Annotated in this window: 16 protein-coding genes; 9 read left to right on the forward strand and 7 right to left on the reverse strand. The window is 68.6% G+C overall.

Annotated elements, in window-relative coordinates; genetic code table 11:
• Positions 1-5: 5 nt before the first annotated feature.
• Positions 6-725: a GntR family transcriptional regulator gene (locus ABL838_RS15895; RefSeq protein ID WP_418121134.1), complete on the reverse strand. Its 720-nt coding sequence runs from the start codon at positions 723-725 to the stop codon at positions 6-8.
• Between the two features lie 120 nt (positions 726-845).
• Here ABL838_RS15895 and ABL838_RS15900 point away from each other — a divergent pair, with 120 nt between their 5' ends.
• From ABL838_RS15900 to ABL838_RS15910, 3 genes are all read left to right on the forward strand, one after another.
• Positions 846-2087 carry a pyridoxal-phosphate-dependent aminotransferase family protein gene (locus ABL838_RS15900; protein ID WP_418121135.1) on the forward strand — a complete coding sequence of 414 codons (1242 nt, stop codon included), beginning with the start codon at positions 846-848 and terminating at the stop codon, positions 2085-2087.
• Between the two features lie 83 nt (positions 2088-2170).
• Positions 2171-3148, forward strand: a complete 978-nt coding sequence (locus ABL838_RS15905; RefSeq protein WP_126020094.1) for a Bug family tripartite tricarboxylate transporter substrate binding protein — start codon at positions 2171-2173, stop codon at positions 3146-3148.
• A gap of 30 nt (positions 3149-3178) precedes the next feature.
• Positions 3179-3949 (forward strand): fumarylacetoacetate hydrolase family protein, encoded by a 771-nt coding sequence (locus ABL838_RS15910; protein ID WP_418121136.1) that lies wholly within the window; start codon positions 3179-3181, stop codon positions 3947-3949.
• On the opposite strand, the gene ABL838_RS15915 is transcribed toward ABL838_RS15910, so the two are convergent.
• On the reverse strand, positions 3898-4860 hold the full coding sequence (locus ABL838_RS15915; protein WP_418121137.1) for a LysR substrate-binding domain-containing protein: 963 nt from the start codon (positions 4858-4860) through the stop codon (positions 3898-3900). The two genes, ABL838_RS15910 and ABL838_RS15915, sit on opposite strands and share 52 nt — an antisense overlap.
• A gap of 93 nt (positions 4861-4953) precedes the next feature.
• Here ABL838_RS15915 and ABL838_RS15920 point away from each other — a divergent pair, with 93 nt between their 5' ends.
• Positions 4954-6144, forward strand: a complete 1191-nt coding sequence (locus ABL838_RS15920) for an MFS transporter (protein WP_418121138.1) — start codon at positions 4954-4956, stop codon at positions 6142-6144.
• 43 nt (positions 6145-6187) lie between these two features.
• Complete coding sequence (locus ABL838_RS15925) at positions 6188-6712, forward strand: N-acetyltransferase family protein (protein ID WP_418121139.1); 525 nt, start codon at positions 6188-6190, stop codon at positions 6710-6712.
• A 10-nt stretch (positions 6713-6722) separates the two neighbouring features.
• Here ABL838_RS15925 and ABL838_RS15930 read toward each other — a convergent pair whose 3' ends face one another.
• Together ABL838_RS15930 and ABL838_RS15935 are read right to left on the reverse strand one after the other, a co-directional pair.
• Entirely contained in the window at positions 6723-9488 is a 2766-nt protein-coding gene (locus ABL838_RS15930) for a diguanylate cyclase domain-containing protein (RefSeq protein ID WP_418121140.1), read from the reverse strand.
• A 154-nt stretch (positions 9489-9642) separates the two neighbouring features.
• Positions 9643-11088, reverse strand: coding sequence for a PLP-dependent aminotransferase family protein (locus ABL838_RS15935; protein ID WP_418121141.1), 1446 nt, complete (start codon positions 11086-11088; stop codon positions 9643-9645).
• A gap of 108 nt (positions 11089-11196) precedes the next feature.
• On the opposite strand from ABL838_RS15935, the gene ABL838_RS15940 reads away from it, so the two are divergent.
• The gene (locus tag ABL838_RS15940) at positions 11197-11637 is read left to right on the forward strand and encodes a carboxymuconolactone decarboxylase family protein (RefSeq protein ID WP_184637741.1); all 441 of its coding nucleotides are present in this window, start codon (positions 11197-11199) and stop codon (positions 11635-11637) included.
• Positions 11638-11643: 6 nt separating this feature from the next.
• Here the strand turns inward: ABL838_RS15940 and ABL838_RS15945 are convergent, their stop codons facing one another.
• Together ABL838_RS15945 and ABL838_RS15950 are read right to left on the reverse strand one after the other, a co-directional pair.
• Entirely contained in the window at positions 11644-12054 is a 411-nt protein-coding gene (locus ABL838_RS15945; RefSeq protein ID WP_418121142.1) for a PaaI family thioesterase, read from the reverse strand.
• A 31-nt stretch (positions 12055-12085) separates the two neighbouring features.
• On the reverse strand, positions 12086-12799 hold the full coding sequence (locus ABL838_RS15950; RefSeq protein ID WP_418121143.1) for an FMN-dependent NADH-azoreductase: 714 nt from the start codon (positions 12797-12799) through the stop codon (positions 12086-12088).
• A 99-nt stretch (positions 12800-12898) separates the two neighbouring features.
• Here ABL838_RS15950 and ABL838_RS15955 point away from each other — a divergent pair, with 99 nt between their 5' ends.
• Together ABL838_RS15955 and ABL838_RS15960 are read left to right on the forward strand one after the other, a co-directional pair.
• Complete coding sequence (locus ABL838_RS15955; RefSeq protein WP_418121144.1) at positions 12899-13825, forward strand: LysR substrate-binding domain-containing protein; 927 nt, start codon at positions 12899-12901, stop codon at positions 13823-13825.
• Between the two features lie 132 nt (positions 13826-13957).
• Positions 13958-15481 carry a serine hydrolase domain-containing protein gene (locus ABL838_RS15960; protein ID WP_418121145.1) on the forward strand — a complete coding sequence of 508 codons (1524 nt, stop codon included), beginning with the start codon at positions 13958-13960 and terminating at the stop codon, positions 15479-15481.
• Between the two features lie 57 nt (positions 15482-15538).
• Here the strand turns inward: ABL838_RS15960 and ABL838_RS15965 are convergent, their stop codons facing one another.
• A complete protein-coding gene (locus ABL838_RS15965) occupies positions 15539-15739 on the reverse strand; it encodes a hypothetical protein (RefSeq protein ID WP_126020114.1) in 201 nt (66 codons plus the stop codon).
• A gap of 189 nt (positions 15740-15928) precedes the next feature.
• Here ABL838_RS15965 and ABL838_RS15970 point away from each other — a divergent pair, with 189 nt between their 5' ends.
• On the forward strand, positions 15929-16645 hold the full coding sequence (locus ABL838_RS15970) for a hypothetical protein (protein ID WP_418121146.1): 717 nt from the start codon (positions 15929-15931) through the stop codon (positions 16643-16645).
• Positions 16646-16654 lie beyond the last annotated feature (9 nt).

A 16654-nucleotide genomic window follows, 5' to 3' on the forward strand; every position in this document is an offset into this window, starting at 1 on the left:
GGTGATCAGGTCGCTTTGGCAGGCTTGGCCGATCTGGCCGGCTTGGTGGGTGGATAGATCTCGCCTGCGCGCAGCAGCTCCAGCACGGTGTCGCGCTTGCGCAGCACGTGCGACACCAGCACCTTGCGCATGGCCTCGGCGTCGCGCTTCGAGAGCGCGTCGATCATCTGCTCGTGCTCCTCGACCGCATGCTTCCACTTCGCCTCGTTCTGGTTGGTGCGAAAGCGCAGCGACTGCACGCGGGCGTTGATGGAGCGGTAGGTGTTCGACAGCACCGGGTTCGCGGCGGCTTCGTTGATCGCCGTGTGGATGCGCGCATTGAGCCGGTAGTAGCCCGAGAGATCGCGCCGCGAGAAGCAGGCCAGCATCTCGTAGTGCAGCGCGCGCACCTCGGCCAGTTCCTCGTCGGTGATGCGCCGGGCGGCCAGTTCGCCCGACATGCCCTCGAGCATGGCGAGCACCTCGAAGGTGTCGAGCACATCGGCCTCGGTGAGCTTCACGGCCACCGCGCCCCGGTTGGGCAGCAGATCGACCAGCCCTTCGGCCGCGAGCAGCTTGATGGCCTCGCGCAGCGGCGTGCGCGACACGTTCAGCTGCAGGCACAGCTCGCGTTCGTTGAGCTTGGCCCCGGGCGCGATGAGCCCTTCGACCAGCATGGTGCGCAGGCGCGCGGCCACCTGGTCATGCAGCGCGAGCCTGGAGATCTCGATGATTTCGGCGGTCATGGTTTTGTCCCTTGAATGCATTTTGAATGCAAAAAAGACGACCTACAACTCGGGTTAATCAGGGTAAACCATCAAGAGAAAATGAATTTTGAATGCAAAACTGGATGCAAAGGAGAGTCCATGCTGCAACTCGACATCCATCCCACCGGCCGCCACTTCCTCCAGATCCCCGGTCCAAGCCCGGTGCCCGACCGCATCCTGCGGGCCATGAGCCTGCCCACCATCGACCACCGCGGGCCCGAGTTCGGCACGCTGGGCCTGAAGGTGCTGGGCGGCATCCGGCAGATCTTCAAGACGAGGCACCCGGTCGCGATCTATCCCGCCTCGGGCACCGGCGCCTGGGAGGCCGCGCTCGCCAACACGATGAGCCCCGGCGATCACGTGCTGATGTACGAGACCGGTCACTTCGCCTCGCTGTGGCAGAAGATGGCCACGCGCCTGGGCCTTTCCACCGAATTCCTCGCCTGGCAGGGCACCGACGCGCAACTGCCCCACGCACCGAGCTGGCGCCGCGGCGTGCAGGCCGACCTCATCGAGGCCCGCCTGCGCAAGGACACCGAGAAGAAGATCAAGGCCGTGTGCGTGGTGCACAACGAGACCTCCACCGGCGTCACCTCCGACATCGCCTCGGTGCGCAAGGCCATCGACGCGGCGGGCCACCCCGCCCTGCTGATGGTCGACAGCATCTCGGGCCTGGCCAGCGCCGACTACCGCCATGACGAATGGGGCGTGGACGTGTGCGTCAGCGGCTCGCAGAAGGGCCTGATGCTGCCGCCGGGCATCAGTTTCAACGCGCTGTCGCCGCGCGCGCTCGAAGCCGCGAAGGCCGCGAAGCTGCCCAAGGCCTTCTGGGCCTGGGACGAGATCATCGAGATGAACAAGGACGGCTACTGGCCCTACACGCCCAACACCAACCTGCTCTACGGCCTCTCGGAGTCGCTGGACATGATCCTCGGCGAAGGCCTGGACAACGTGTTCGCGCGCCACCAGCGCTGGGCCGCCGGTGTGCGCGCGGCCGTCAACGCCTGGGGCCTGCCGGTCCAGTGCGCCGACCCGGCCGTGTATTCGCCCGTGCTCACCGGCGTGATCACGCCAGAGGGCGTGGACGCCGACGCGCTGCGCCGGCTGATCCACCAGCGCTTCGATCTCTCGCTGGGCACCGGCCTGGGCAAGCTCAAGGGCCGCATGTTCCGCATGGGCCACCTGGGCGACAGCAACGACCTGACGCTGGTGGCCATGGTCGCCGGTGTCGAAATGGGCATGAAGCTCGCGGGCATCAAGCTGGCAGGCAGCGGCGTGCAGGCCGCCATGGACCACTTCTCGAGCCACACGGCACCGGCCGCGCTGCAGAAGGCCGCATAGGCACGCAGCGCCATCGGCGCTGCACAGGTATACGGCGCGGCCGGCGCGCATCGGATTCCCCACCCACGACGGAGACAAGGAAGATGCAGAGACGTTCGTTGATCCAGGCTGCGGGCGCCGCGGCCGCCACGCTGGGCGTGCCCCGGCTCTTCGCGCAGGAGTGGCCCACGGGGCCGGTGCGCATCGTTGTCGGCTTTCCGCCCGGCGGCGGCACCGACGCGCTGGCCCGCGTGGTCGCGCAGAAGCTCACCACGATGTGGGGCCAGCAGGTGATCGTCGAGAACAAGGGCGGCGTGGCCGGCGTGCTCGCGGCCGACTACGTGGCGCAGCAGCCCAGCGACGGCAGCACGCTGCTGATGGCCCACATCAACAGCCACGCGCTCGCGCCCAGCCTGCAGCCCAAGCTGCGCTACAACGTAGAGCGCGACTTCGTGCCCATCGTGCTGGTGGGCGTCACGCCCAACCTGCTGATCGCCAACCCGGCGCAGAAGGCGCTCTCGGTGAAGGACATCGTCGCCGCCTGCAAGGCCGCGCCCGGCACGCTGAGCTTCGGCTCGGCCGGCGCAGGCTCGGCGCAGCACCTGGCGCTGGAAATGTTCAAGCTGCAAGGCGGCGTCGATGCGCTGCACGTGCCCTACAAGGGCAGCGGCCCGCTGCTGGCAGACCTGATGGGCGGGCAGATCCAGTACAGCTTCGAGACCATGACCGCCGCCACGCCACACGTGAAGAACGGCCGCGTGCTCGCCGTGGCGCAGACGCGCACCAAGCGCGCCAAGGGCCACCCCAACGTGCCGACCATGCAGGAGCAAGGCTTCCAGGGCTTCGAGGCAACCACCTGGTACGGCCTCGCCGGCCCGGGCAAGCTGCCCGCGTCCATCGCGCAGAAGGTGAACCGCGACGTGAACACCGTGCTGGCCATGCCCGACGTGCAGGAGCGGCTGGACACCTACGGCGCGGAGGACGGCGGCGGCTCGCAGGACAAGTTCAGGCAGTTCATCAGCACGGAGATTGCCAAGTGGGCGAAGGTGGTGAAGGACGGCAACGTGCACGTCGAGACCTGAAGGGCCTGCTTTGCTGAGAAGATCCGGAAGATGAATCCATCCCAGACCGCCCTCACCGATGCACTCGTAGCCGCGCGCCGCGGCAACCGCACCCTCGACGCCACGCCCTGGCTCGACACACTCGAAACCGCGGCACAGGCCTATGAAGTGCAGGACGCCGTTGCGTCGGCGCTCGGCTGGTTCGAGAGCCAGCCCGTGCCCCGCGCATGGAAGTCGGGCGGCGGCTCGCGAAGCGCGACGCTCACGCATGCGCCGCTGCCGCCTGAAGGCGTACGGCAGAGCCCGGCGGATTTCAGCGACCTCGTCTTCCACACGCCCGGCATCGAGGCCGAGATCGCCCTGCGGCTCGGCCACGACGTGACGCCCGCGCGAGCTGCGACGCTCGACCACGAAAACTCGGCAGCGCTGATCGACGCCATGGCGGTTTCAGTGGAAATCGTCGATGCACGCTGGCAGGACCTCCCCTCCACGCCCGCCCTGCTGCGCCTGGCCGACTCGCAGGTGCACGGCGCGCTCGTGCTCGGCGAGTGGAAACCTTTCGCCGCCGTCGACTGGGCCTCGCAGCGCTGCGAGACGAAGATTGGCAATGCCGAAGTGGTAGTGCGCGAAGGCACGCACCCCCTGGCCGATCCGGCGTGGCTGCTGCCGATCTGGCTGCGCCACATCACGCGCAACGGCCGGACGGCACCGGCCGGCACCGTCGTCACCACGGGCTCATGGGTGGGCGTGCTGCCCTGCCGGCGCGGCGATCAGGTGACGGCCGAGTTCCCCGGCATCGGCGCCGTGCGCTTGATCGTGTAGCGCCCGCCTCCCACGCCCGAGCAGGCCACCAGGAAGTCGAGCACCGCCCGCACCCGCGCGGGCAGCGTGCCGGCCTTGCCGATGTAGACCGCGTGGATCGGCTCCACCTCGGCCGGATTGAATTCCTCCAGCAGCGGCACCAGCCGGCCAGCGTCGATGTCGTGCTGTATGTGATACAGCGACAGCCGCGCCACGCCCGCCCCGGCGATGGCCAGCTGGCGCAGCGTTTCGCCGTCGCCCGCGCGCACCGGGCCGGCAACGGGCAGCCACTGCATGCGGCCGTCCACGCGCAGCGGCCAGTCGGGCGTGTTGCGGCGGTAGCTCCAGCCAAGGCGGTTGTGCGCCTGCAGCTCCTGCGGCGTGCGCGGCGTGCCGTACTTGGCGAGGTAGTCAGGTGCGGCGACGATGGCCTGGCTGGTTTCACCCAGCCTGCGCGCCACAAGGTCCGACGCCGGCAGCTGGCCCCAGCGGATCGCGATGTCTGCGCGCTCGTCCATCAGGTCGACGATGCGGTCGGTCAGCGCGATGTCGAGCGTGATCTGCGGGTGCATCTCGAGCAGCCGCGGCACCAGAGGCACCAGCTTGTGGTGGCCGAACGAGACGCTGGCGTTGATGCTCACCCGCCCGCGAGGCGCGGCGCCGGCCGAGGCGCAGCGCTCGGCCTCGTCCATGTCGGCCAGCACGCGCAGGCTGCGCTCGTAGAACTCCGTGCCCTCGGGCGTGAGCTGCAGCTTGCGCGTCGAGCGGTGCACCAGCTGTATGCCCAGGCGCAGCTCGAGCCGCGCCACCAGCTTGCTCACGGCCGAAGGCGTCATGCCCAGCAGGCGCGCGGCGGACGAGAAGCCGCCCGACTCCACCACCTGCACGAAGGCTTCCATTTCGCCGGAGCGGTTGACCTCGATGCGCGGCATGGCTCCTCCTCAGTTCTGTGACTTCAAGTCACAAGTCTATGTAGCCGTGGCATTCTAGTCATCGATGGCATTCGTCCTCACAGTACAGCCATCATGCCAATCGCTCTACTTGCCCTCACCGCTGGTGCCTTCGGAATAGGCACTACCGAGTTCGTCATCATGGGCCTGCTGATGCAGGTCTCGACGGATCTTCACGTCTCCATCACGGCCGCCGGCCTGCTGATCTCGGGCTACGCCCTAGGGGTCGCGGTCGGCGCTCCCGTACTCACCATCGCCACCCGCAAGCTGCCGCGCAAGACGGTGCTGCTCGCGCTGATGGCGATCTTCACGCTCGGCAACCTCGCCTGTGCCCTCGCGCCCAACTACGAAATGCTGATGGCCGCGCGCGTCATCACCTCGCTGGCGCACGGCACCTTCTTCGGCGTCGGCTCGGTGGTCGCCACCGGGCTGGTGGCGCCGGAACGCCGCGCCTCGGCCATCGCGATCATGTTCACCGGCCTGACTGCCGCCACGCTGCTCGGCGTGCCCGCCGGTGCATGGCTGGGGCTGCATTTCGGCTGGCGCTCTACCTTCTGGGCCGTGACGGCGATCGGCGTGCTGGCCTTCGCGGTGCTCTCGGTGTTCGTTCCCCGCGTCAAGGAAGAGGCCAAGGCCGCGCCGCTGCGCGAGGAGCTGGGCGTGCTTGCGCGTCCGCAGGTGCTGCTCGGCCTGGCGATGACGGTGCTCGGCTTCGCTGGTGTGTTCGTGGTCTACACCTACATCCAGCCGCTACTCACCCAAGTCACCGGCCTGTCGGAATCGGCCGTGTCGCCGATCCTGCTGGTGTTCGGGGGCGGCCTCGCGGTCGGCAACCTGCTCGGCGGCAAGCTGGCCGACCGGGCGCCGATGGCCGCCGTGTTCGGCACGCTGGTGGCGCTGGCGGTGGTGCTCGGCGCAATGCAGTTCACCATCGGCACGCCTTTCACCGCAGTGGTGTTCGTCGGACTGCTGGGCGTGGCCTCCTTCGCCACCGTGGCGCCGATGCAGCTGCGGGTGCTGGAGAAGGCTTCGGGCGCCGGTCAGAACCTGGCTTCGAGCCTGAACATCGCGGCCTTCAATCTCGGCAACGCACTTGGTGCCTGGGTCGGCGGCGTGGTGATCGACCATGGCCCCGGCCTGCGCGCGCTGGGCTGGGTGGCCGCGCTGCTCACGCTGGTGGGCCTGGCCATCGCGCTGTGGAGCCGCGCGCTCGACAGGCGCGAGCCGCGCGACGCGCTGGCCGACTGCGCTTCGGCCCGGGCCTGAGCTCTTCTTCTGGGGGAGCGCGAGAGCACAATCGCGCGGCCCCATGCCCCGCAGCACTCGCCTCCACATCCGCCCCGCCATCGCCGCCGACGCTCCCGCGCTGGCGGCTTTGTCCATCCAGGTCTGGCTAAGCACCTATGCGACCGAAGGCGTGAATGAGCTGCTCGCGCGCTACGTGCTGGACGAGTTCACGCCGGCCGCGTTCGCCGCACGGATGAACGATTCGGACAACGCCTTGCTCGTCGCCGAGGCCGGTGGCCATCTCGCCGGCTACGCCCAACTGCGCTTCGGCGCGCCGCAGGAGCTGTTCCCCGCCGCCAGCACCGAGCTCTGCACTCTCTACGTGCAGGAGCCCTTCACCCGCTCGGGCGTAGGCTCCGCCCTGTTGCTCGAGGCCCGCGCCACGGTGCGCAGCCGCACGGGCAGCGATGCACTCTGGCTCACGGTCAACGTCCGCAACCGCCGCGCCTGCGCCTTCTACGAGAAGCACGGTTTCACCCGCAAGGGCACGGCCTGGTTCACGCTGGGCGACGGTCGCCACGAGAACCACGTGCTGGGCGTCTCCTGAATCCTGCCGGTCAGTGCTCCAGCCGCGTCGGCGAGCCGCTGTGCGAGCCGCCGGACTGCATGAAGAACGCGAACCTGTCGCGCCCCGCCGCCTTGGCGTTGTAGAGCGCGACGTCCGCGCGTGCCAGCAGTTCCTCGGCCGTGGCCGACGAGCCGCTCGCGCGGTGGAAGGCGATGCCGATGCTGGTCGTCACGTCGACGCGCTGGCCGTCCACCACGAAGGGCGGCGTGTGGACGCGGTCCACGATCTTCTCCGCGACGATGGCGGCCGCCTCCGGCGTGCCCAGCCCCTCCAGCACCAGCACGAATTCGTCGCCGGCCAGCCGCGCGACCATGTCTGTGCCGCGCACGCAGCCTTGCAGCCGCCGCGCGTATTCGGAAAGCACGGCGTCACCCACCGCGTGGCCCATGGTGTCGTTGATGGCCTTGAAGTGGTCGATGTCGAGGAACATCAGGGCCATCGCATGGCCGGTGAGCTGGCTGCGCAGCACCGCGTCGGGCAGGTACTCGTTGAAGGCCAGCCGGTTGGGCAGGCCGGTGAGCGTGTCCAGCCGCGCCAGTTCGATGAGCTTGTGCTCCACCACCTTCAGCGCCGTGATGTCCAGCGCCAGCGAGAAGATGCCGTGCGTCACGCCGTCGGTGCGCACGTCGGGCACGTAGATGACCTGCGTGATGCGCTCGCTGCCGGCGCGCTGCATGCGCGCCTCGAACTCCACCCGCTCGCCCGCCAGCGCGCGCGCCAGCATCGGCTGGCGCGACACGTACACCTCGCGACCCGACACCTCCTGCACGTGGCGCCCCAGCACCTGCGCCGGATCGAGCCCGAGCCACTCGCGGCTGGTGGCGTTGGCGAAGGTGATCTTCTCCTCGCGGTCGATGTAGGTGATGAGCGCCGGCATGTTGTCGGTGATGGCGCGCAGCCGCAGCTCGCTCTCGGCCTGGCGCAGCTCTGCTTCCTTCAGCGCCGTGATGTTGAAGGACATCAGGTAGAAGCCCACCACTTCGCCGCGCAGGTTCTTGTCGGGAATCAGGTTGACCTGGAAATAGCCCTGGCGGCCGTGCAGCGGCGCGCGCACCGGAAAGCGCACCTTCTTGCCCGAGAACATGACCGGAAGGTACGGTTTGAGCTGGGAATAGATCGTCCTGCCCAGGGCCGAGCGCAGCGTGGTGCCCTGCAGCGCCGACTTCTCGCCCAGGCCGGCCATCTGCCGCGCGCGGATGTTCGCGAAATGGCAGTTCTGCTGGCGGTCGAAGTAGCCGACCAGCGCCGGGATGCTGTCGGTCACGTCGCGCAGGCGGGTTTCCTGTTCGCTCAGCGCGCGGCGGATGTTGACCTCCTCGGTGATGTCGAAGGTCATCGAGAACACGCCGCACACCCTGCCCTGGGCGTCGAGGTCGGGAATGTAGTGCGCCTTGAAGGTGCGGTCGCCGATGCCCAGCGCCGGGTCGCCCGATTTCTCTAGGATCACGGTCTCGCCGGCCAGCGCGCGCATGAAGTGCGGCTCCACGACCGCGAAGTCGGCCGGGCCGCGCACGTCGGGCATCAGGCGGCCGACGAGCGGCCCGTTGCCGCGGTGCAGCGCCCGCACGTGTGCATTGACGAAGGTGTAGCGCAGCGACGCGTCGACGTGCGACACCATCGCCGGAATGCTGTCGGCAATGATGCGGACCTGCGCCTCGCTGTGGGCCAGGCTGCGCTCGATGGCGCGCCGCTGCTCCATCAGCTCGTCGAAGGTGCGCGAGAGGTCGCCGATCTCGTCGGCGGCGTAGCGCCGCTGCGCCACGGGCGTCCCTTCGTCCCCGCCGGAGGGCGCCTGCTGGGTGGACTGCATGTGACGGTGCAGTTCCGCCAGCGGGGTGAGCTGCCGGCGCACCACGGCCAGCGTCAGCGCGCCGGCGCACAGCGCGAGCGCGAGCGCGCCGATCCAGGCACCGCGCTCGATGGCGTTGATGCTCGCGAAGGCCTCGCTGCGCGGATACATCGCCCCGACGATCCAGTTCGCCTGCACCATGCGGTCGAAGGCGTAGAGGCTGGGCACCCCGGCCTCGTTGACGCCTTCGCTGGAGCCCTGGAAGCCGGCCATCGCGCGGAGGATCTGGGCGTCGCCGCCGCTGCCGTTGGGCTGGACGTGATTCAGGATGCGCGAGGCGTTCGGGTGGTCGACCACGATGCCGTCCACCGTGGTCACGAACAGGTAGCCGGTCTTGCCGAACTTCACGTCGGCGAGCGTGCCCAGCACGCTGCGGTCCTTCAGGTTGATGGCGCCGGAGATCACGAAGCGCACCTGCCCGGTGCTGTCGAACACGGGCTCGGTGATGGCCACCTGCGCCAGTCCGTTGAGCCGGTTGCGGTAGGGCTCGGACACCAGGCCCGTCCTGGAGGCGACCGTCTGCTGGAAATAGGGCCTGTCCTTGACGTTCACCTTGCCGATCGCCTGCGCGCCGTTGAGGTTGGCCACGAGGTTGCCGTCCATGTCGAGGAAGGCGACGTTGTCGAAGGCCTGGCGCAGCGAGGGATGCTTCTCCACGAAGGTCTGCAGCGCCGCCGTGCCCTGGAAGTCCTGGGCCTCGACGCTGCCGCTGAAGGTCTGCAGCAGGATGCGGCGGCTGCCGAATTTCTGGTCGATCGCGTCGGCGATGGCGTCCACCCGGGCGAACTCCTCGGACGCGATCGAGGCGCGCATGCTGCTCTTGACAAAGTGCAGGGCGAAGGTGGCGATCGCGAAGGTGGCCAGCAGGACCACCGCCGCCACGCCCAGGCTCAGGCGTGTGTGCAATCCGAACCGGAATTTCGAGGGACCTGTTTGATTCATTGAACTTGCTCGGGGCCGGTACGTTGCCGGCGGCGCGAATGTTTCCCGTCTCTGAGTATCGGTGGGTTCGGGTTGCGGCGGAAGATACCGGGTTTACGCGGCGCGGGCGCCGCCGGATTCATTCCATTTGCAACAGCACGTCTCGTACCCGGTCCAGCGACGGGTCGATGTCGGCCTCGCCGATGGCGCCGAACCCCAGCATCAGCCCCGCCCGAGGGGGCGAGAAATGGAAGAACGGCGCCAGCGGATACAGCCCCACGTCGACCCGGCGCGCCAGCCGCACCAGCTGGTCCATGTCGATCCGGTCCCCTTTTTCGGGCCTGCACAGCGCCGCCATGTGGATTCCGGCCGAGATCGGCACCAGCTCGAACCACGGCGAAAGATCTTCCGCGAAGCGCCGCACGATGCGCTCGCGTCGCGGTGCATAGGCTGCGTGGCAGCGCCGGATGTGCCTGTTGAGGTCGCCGTCGGCGATGAACTTCGCCAGTGCCGACTGCGCCGGCGTCGCGGTGTGGCAGTCGCTCAGGTACTTGGCCGTGGCGGCTGCCTCCAGCACGTCGGGCGGCGCGAGCAGGTAGCCTAGCCGAAGATCGGGCGCCAGCGTCTTCGAGAAGGTGCCGACGAAGACCACGCGGCCGTTGGCATCCATGCCGTGCAGCGAGTCGGCCGGGCGGCCCTCGTAGCGGAATTCGCTGTCGTAGTCGTCCTCGATGACGATGGCGCCCAGTTCGTCGGCCCGCTTCAGCAGTGCCTTGCGGCGCGCCTCGCTCATCGGCATGCCCAGCGGGAACTGGTGCGCGGGCGTCACGTAGATCAGCCGCGTTCCGTCGGGAATGCGCTCAACCACCAGCCCTTCGCCATCGACCGGTATGCCCACCACCTTCGCGCCCTGCCCGGCCAGCAGCAGCCGTGCCGGCGGATAGCCCGGCTCCTCCATCGCGACCGTGCTCCCCGGCTCGACCAGCACCCGCGCGACCAGGTCCAGCGCCTGCTGCGCGCCGTTGGTCACGAGGATGTCGGCCGCGACGCAGCGCACGCCCCTGGAAAAGCTCGCGTGCCGCGCGATGGCGTCGCGCAGCTCCGGCAGGCCCTCGGCCTCGCCGTACAGCCCGCGCGAGCGGGCGCCCTGCCGCAGCGCATGCAGCATGCAGCGGCGCCAGTCCGCATGCGGAAAAAGATCGCGCGCCGGCGCACCGCCGATGTATTCGTAGCGCGCGCTGCCAGCCGGCGCGGGGTGCCGCAGCGGTGTGCTCATGCCGCGCCAGTGCTCGACCATGGCGCCCCCGGCCAGCGCCCGCGTGGCTGCCGCGCCCGGCTTGCGCGCCGCGTCCCGGGCCACGAAGGTGCCGCTGCCGACGCGGCCCGTGAGCAGCTTTTCGAAGCTCAGGCGGGCGTAGGCCTCCGACACCGTCTTGCGCGACAACCCCAACTGCTGGGCGAACAGCCGCGACGGCGGCAGCTTCTCGCCCGCCGCAAGCCGGCCGCTGCGAATGGCCTCCTTCAACTGCCGGTACAGCTGGCCGGCCAGGCCCTTGTCGCCTTCGATGACGACGTGCAACTCCATGGGATTGGTCTCCTGCGAATGCCCCGGATTGGCCGCCTGCGGCGACGCCCCTCGCTCCTAGCATCGAGGCTGCATTGAACCACTCAACCCATTGAAGGAGCCCGCGCCATGCAATCCCGCCTCGACTTCTACAAGGCTTCTCCCGACGCGCTCAAGGCCATGATCGGCTTCGAAGCGGCCATCGGCAAACTCGGCCTGGAGCCGAAGCTGCTCGACCTGGTCAAGCTGCGCGCTTCGCAGATCAACGGCTGCGCCTACTGCATCGACCTGCACTCGGCCGACCTGCGCAAGGCCGGCGAAACCGAACGCCGCCTGGCCACCCTGTGCGTGTGGCACGAAACGCCGCTCTTCACCGGGCGCGAGCGCGCAGCGCTGGCCTGGACCGAAGCGCTGACGCAGGTGTCGCTCACCCACGCGCCCGACGAGGCCTACGAAGCGCTGGCCGCCCATTTCAGCGAGGCGGAACGTGTCAACCTGACGATGGCGATCAACGCCATCAACAGCTGGAACCGGCTGTCGATCGGCTTCCGCAAGCAGCTGGCGGACTGAGCGGGATCAGCCCTTCACGATGCGCGCGCTGGCCGTGGAACGCGCCACAATACGGCCGTCGGCATCGCTCAACCGGGCTTCGAGAAAGGCGATCGTCCTGCCCCGCTGTACCACGCGGCCCTCGCCGTACAGCAGGCCGGGCTTCGCGGCAGCGAGGAAGGACACGCTGAGGTCGATGGTGACCGAGCAGGTCTCCTCGCCGTTCAGCACCCACAGCGCCGGCCCCATCGTGTCGTCGAGCATCGCGGCCAGGATGCCGCCCTGCACCGCGCCCGCGGGGTTGAGGAAGGCGTCGGTGGCGACGAAGCTCAGGCGGATCGAGCCCTCGGCTCTGTCGAAATCCAGCACGCGCTGGCTGAAGAGTTCGGCGGTGGGTGGACGCGGAAAGCGCTCCAACCGGGGGGCGTCGGGCACCATTTTTTTCGCTCCGGAAGTGGAGCGAGAAATCCTAGGCCGTGGCTGCTGACAGCGTGGTGTCAGCAGACTCCAGCAGCGCATCCACCAGAGCGTCCACCCGTTGCTCCGCGCGCCGAATCGACTGGGCGAGCTGCTCGCCGCCGAACTCGTCGGACTCCACCGCTGCCTCGTATACCTCCGTGATGCCGATGTAGCCCAGCGCCGAGCGCACGCTGTTCTCGGTGTGGTTGAGATGCGCGATGCGCCCGCCCGCGTCGTAGCCGTGGTCGCCGCGCGCGCCCAGCAGCACCACGCGCTTGCCCGCGTCCGCCAGCATCGGCCAGTACGGCACCGCGCCGCGCGAGCGGTCGAATCCGAAGGTGCGGCCCACGCGCACGATGTTGTCGATCCACGCCTTGAACTGCGCGGGCGCGCTGAAGTTGTACATGGGAAGGCCCACCACGATCAGGTCGGCCGCGACGAGCTGGTCGACCAGCCGGTCGCTCTCGGCGAGCACCTGCGCCATCCAGGGCTCGCGCGCGGCGGGCGGCGTGAAGGCCGCGTGGATCCAGCGGCCGCTGACGTGCGCGGGCGGCTGCTGGCCCACGTCGAGGTAATCGACGCGGTCGCCGGGCCGCGCCTCGAGCCAGCGTTCGACGAAGCGCGCGGAAAGGCGGCGCGTGTGCGAGCCGTGCAGGTCGGTGTCGGAACGGCCCGGCCGGGCGCTGGCGTCGATGTGGAGGATGTTCATGGTCGCGTTCGTCATGGATGAGTTTCCTTCTTTCGTTTCGCGCTGCCAGAATGGAGCGCAGGCCTTGAATCTAGGTTTCAAGAGCCAGCTTCACAAACGATCATTTCTCCACCGATGAACGAGATTGGCTCACCTGTCCGCACGCCGCGCCGTCTGCCTGCGCTGCTCTCGCTGCGCGCCTTCGAGGCCGCGGCCGCACACCTGAGCTTCCAGCGGGCTGCGCAGGAGCTCTCGGTGACGCCATCGGCCATCAGCCACCAGGTGCGCGCGCTCGAAGACGCGCTGGGCCAGCCGCTTTTTCGCCGCCTCACGCGCCAGCTTGCGCTGACGCCTCCTGGCCAGCGCCTCTTCGACGACCTGCGCACAGGCTTCGACCTGCTGGAGGCCGGTGTCGACAGGCTGCGCCGCCCTTCCGCCTCGCAGGCCGTGACCCTGAGCACCAACACCGCCTTCGCCGCGCGCTGGGTACTGCCGCGCATGGATGCCTTCCGCAAGGCCTGCCCCGGTGTGGAACTGCGGCTGCATGCGAGCGACACGCTGGTCGACCTGGCGCGCGGCGAGGCGGACATCGCGGTGCGCTCCGGCAACGGCAACTGGCCGGGGCTGGTGTCGCGCGAGCTGATGCCCGAGCGCTACGCGCCGCTGTGCAGCCCGATGCTCGGCCTGAAGGACGCGGCCGATCTGCCGAAGCACCGGCTGATCCACTGCGACTGGCAGCCGCAGGCGCTCGCCCCAGCCGTGTGGCCGCGCTGGTTCCGCGAAGCCGGCATCACGCCGCCGAGGGGGCGCGCGATGAAGGCATCGGGCCTGTCGTTCTCCGACGAGACGCACGCCATGCTGGCCGCGCTCGCCGGGCACGGCGTGGCGCTACTGAGCCTCACGCTCTCGGCCGAGGAACTCCGCAGCGGCGCGCTGGTGCAGCCCTTCGGGCCTGTGCTGGACACGGGCAGCTACTTTCTTGCCGTTGCGAACGGCAGGGAAGACGAGCCGGCGTTACGCGCCGTGTGGGAGTGGATCGCATCGCAGGCCACCGCAGCCTGAGCGGAATCTGAAGACCGGGCTTGCAGTCTGTTACCGGTTTCGCGCAGACTCCGGCAACAACTAAGCGAGGAGCCCCCTATGAAGAGGTTTGCCGGCGTGCCCGTTGCCATTGCGACAGGCGCGCTTCTTGTAATGGTTTTGGCCTCATGCGGAGGCGGCGGTGGGGGCGGCGGCGGAGGTGGAGGAATAGGCATAGGACTGGGCACCGGCGGCACCACGCCGCCCGCCACGAACACACCCGAACTGCCGGCGCGTGAAGCCCTCATCGCGCGCGCCAGGAGCTACGAACTCGACACGCCGTACGTGCCGCCGCCGGGCGATCCGCTGGAGCACAACACCTCGGGTTACGCCAAGGCGATGTGCTCGGCGGCCTTCATCACCGGGCTCGACCCCGCCGTCGCGGCCGAGAGCGTGGGCTACTTCACCGGCCCTTACGCGCAGCGCAAGAAGGTCGGCACGCCGGTGGTCGACCGCGCGAAGAAGGAAGTCCGCATCACCATTCCCAACGGCCCGACGCTGACGGCCCGCTACTACGGCTCGCAGGGCTGCATCACGCTGCCGCCGGGCAGGGACGACGTGTTCTTCACGCCGGTGGCGGTCAAGAGCGCCCTGCCCGACGCGTCGACCCAGGCATGGCCCATGGGCGACGTCATGCCTGGCGGCACTCCGCCCGGCATCGACACCGCGAAGGTGAGCCAGGCGGTCGACGCGGCCTTCGAGCTGCCCGAGGCCCACACGGCGGCTTTCGTGGTCACGCACAAGGGGCGCATCGTCGGCGAGCGCTACATGAACGGCATCGGCCCGGGCACGCCGCTGGAGTCGTGGTCGATGGGCAAGAGCGTGACCGCGACCATGATGGGCGTGCTGATGAAACAGGGCGAATACCAGCTCGACCAGCGCGCGCCCATTCCGGAATGGCAAGGCGCGGACGACAAGCGCAAGGAAATCAGGATCTCCGACATCCTCCACATGTCGAGCGGCCTGCGCATCAAGGCGCCCGACGATCCGGACTTCGACCCCAACGGCACCTACCCCGACCACGTCTACTTCTACACGGGCCGCATCAACATCTTCAACTACGCCGCCACGCGGCCGCAGCAATGGCCGCCCAACACCATCGGCCGCTATCGCAACACCGACCCGGTGCTGGCGAACTACCTGATCCGGCTGGCCGTGGAAAAACGCGGCGAGGAATATCTGTCGTTCCCGCAAAGAAACCTGTTCGACAAGATCGGCATCCGCACGATGACGCTGGAGACCGACCCCTACGGCAACTTCATGGGCCAGGGCTACGACTTCATGTCGGCACGTGACTGGTCGCGCCTGGCCAACCTGTACCTGCAGGACGGCGTGTGGAACGGCGAGCGCATCCTGCCCGAGGGCTACGTCAGGTTCGTGAGCACGCTCGCGCCGACGTGGGCGGCCGACAAGCGCCCGATTTACGGCGGCTTCTTCTGGCTCAACGGAACGAGCACATGGCCGGTGCCGACCTCGGCCTACTACATGCTCGGCGCCGGCGGGCAGGTGGTGCTGATCGTTCCCTCGCACGACCTCGTCGTGGTGCGCCTGGGTTTCGACAAGGGCGAAAGCTCGTCGGTCCCGAGCCTGCGCAAGGCGCTGTCGCTGCTGATGCAGGCGGTGCCCGCGTCGTCGTGAAATGAAGAAAGGCCTCCCGAAGGAGGCCTGCAACTCGAGCTGGTGTCCGGCTTCGTCTCAGCGCGTCTTGCTCAGCAGCGTCGGCACCACATAGCCATCACGGTAGACGGCCTCGATGGTTCCGTTGACCGTGTCGGACGGATGCGCGGTCACGAACTTTTCCTCCGTCACGCGGTAGACCACCATGGTGCAGGACGAGTGCTTGCTCAGGGTGCGGGCCACGCCTGTGGCCTGCCTCAGGGTCGGATACGTCTCCATGGGGTGCTGCCTCCTCGTCTGCTTGATGTTGCTCCAAATGTTAACTCTTTGGTACTCAAATATTCCTAAGGGTATTTTCCGAGCGCCAACAACGCGGATTTTCCTCATGGCGTCCTCCGGGGGAACCGGATGATCCCGTCATTGACAGTCCAGGCGACAGGCGCGACGTGCTTACTACACTGCCCACCGATGAACCAGGCGCTGATCTCCTTCTTCCACAGCGGCGGCGACCGCCTCCGCAGCCGCAGCGTGAGCGAGGTGGTGCTGACCGGCATGGTGGACGTGCCCATGCCTCCCGCTCGCCTGCTCGCCGACTGGGACCGGGAGATTTCCTCGCAACTCGCGCTGGAGCTCGGAGACGTGGAGCCCCTGCCCCTCGCACGGGCCCGCGCGCGCTGGCCGGACTACCGGCTCTGCGTCCAGGCCGCGTCCGACTGGGCGCAGGCGCAGAGCCTGCCCGGGGTGCTGGCCTCCAGCGACATCGCCCTGATGGCCTGCCGCGGTGCGAAGTACCACCACGACGGCACCCGGTACGGCTTCGCGGCGTTCTGCAATCTCTTCATGAGCGAGGACAAGGGACTGGACCTGCACTTTCCCTTCGCGGACCGGCGCATCCCGCTGAGGCGAGGCACGGTGGTGATCTTCGACACCGGCCAGCCTCATGCCGTGATCCGGCGCGGCAGCAGCGGCTTCGACGCGGCCGACTTCGCGGAGGGCACGGATTGCAACCTGGTCTTCCTGACATGGGAGCTGCCCATCGAGGATGCCTCCGTGGCGAAGGCGCTGCGGATCGAGTTCGACGTGGCCGCACAGAACGCGGCGCAACCCGACGAGGAGTCGCTCATGCTGGGCGGCAAGCCCGCCGTCGTGCACCCGGCTTCCGGCCAGTGGATGAGCAACGACTGACCGGCTTCG

It is taken from the genome of Variovorax sp. 160MFSha2.1 (assembly GCF_048305075.1).
GTDB classification, from domain to species: Bacteria; Pseudomonadota; Gammaproteobacteria; order Burkholderiales; family Burkholderiaceae_C; genus Variovorax; species Variovorax guangxiensis.

Excerpts from the sequence above, each read along its gene's own strand:
- ABL838_RS15950 (WP_418121143.1), bottom strand. The coding sequence starts at position 12,799 with ATGACGAACGCGACCATGAACATCCTCCACATCGACGCCAGCGCCCGG.
- ABL838_RS15925 (WP_418121139.1), top strand. The coding sequence starts at position 6,188 with ATGCCCCGCAGCACTCGCCTCCACATCCGCCCCGCCATCGCCGCCGAC.
- ABL838_RS15895 (WP_418121134.1), bottom strand. The coding sequence starts at position 725 with ATGACCGCCGAAATCATCGAGATCTCCAGGCTCGCGCTGCATGACCAG.
- ABL838_RS15900 (WP_418121135.1), top strand. The coding sequence starts at position 846 with ATGCTGCAACTCGACATCCATCCCACCGGCCGCCACTTCCTCCAGATC.
- ABL838_RS15905 (WP_126020094.1), top strand. The coding sequence starts at position 2,171 with ATGCAGAGACGTTCGTTGATCCAGGCTGCGGGCGCCGCGGCCGCCACG.
- ABL838_RS15955 (WP_418121144.1), top strand. The coding sequence starts at position 12,899 with ATGAACGAGATTGGCTCACCTGTCCGCACGCCGCGCCGTCTGCCTGCG.
- ABL838_RS15965 (WP_126020114.1), bottom strand. The coding sequence starts at position 15,739 with ATGGAGACGTATCCGACCCTGAGGCAGGCCACAGGCGTGGCCCGCACC.
- ABL838_RS15915 (WP_418121137.1), bottom strand. The coding sequence starts at position 4,860 with ATGCCGCGCATCGAGGTCAACCGCTCCGGCGAAATGGAAGCCTTCGTG.
- ABL838_RS15935 (WP_418121141.1), bottom strand. The coding sequence starts at position 11,088 with ATGGAGTTGCACGTCGTCATCGAAGGCGACAAGGGCCTGGCCGGCCAG.
- ABL838_RS15970 (WP_418121146.1), top strand. The coding sequence starts at position 15,929 with ATGAACCAGGCGCTGATCTCCTTCTTCCACAGCGGCGGCGACCGCCTC.
- ABL838_RS15920 (WP_418121138.1), top strand. The coding sequence starts at position 4,954 with ATGCCAATCGCTCTACTTGCCCTCACCGCTGGTGCCTTCGGAATAGGC.
- ABL838_RS15910 (WP_418121136.1), top strand. The coding sequence starts at position 3,179 with ATGAATCCATCCCAGACCGCCCTCACCGATGCACTCGTAGCCGCGCGC.
- ABL838_RS15945 (WP_418121142.1), bottom strand. The coding sequence starts at position 12,054 with ATGGTGCCCGACGCCCCCCGGTTGGAGCGCTTTCCGCGTCCACCCACC.
- ABL838_RS15940 (WP_184637741.1), top strand. The coding sequence starts at position 11,197 with ATGCAATCCCGCCTCGACTTCTACAAGGCTTCTCCCGACGCGCTCAAG.
- ABL838_RS15960 (WP_418121145.1), top strand. The coding sequence starts at position 13,958 with ATGGTTTTGGCCTCATGCGGAGGCGGCGGTGGGGGCGGCGGCGGAGGT.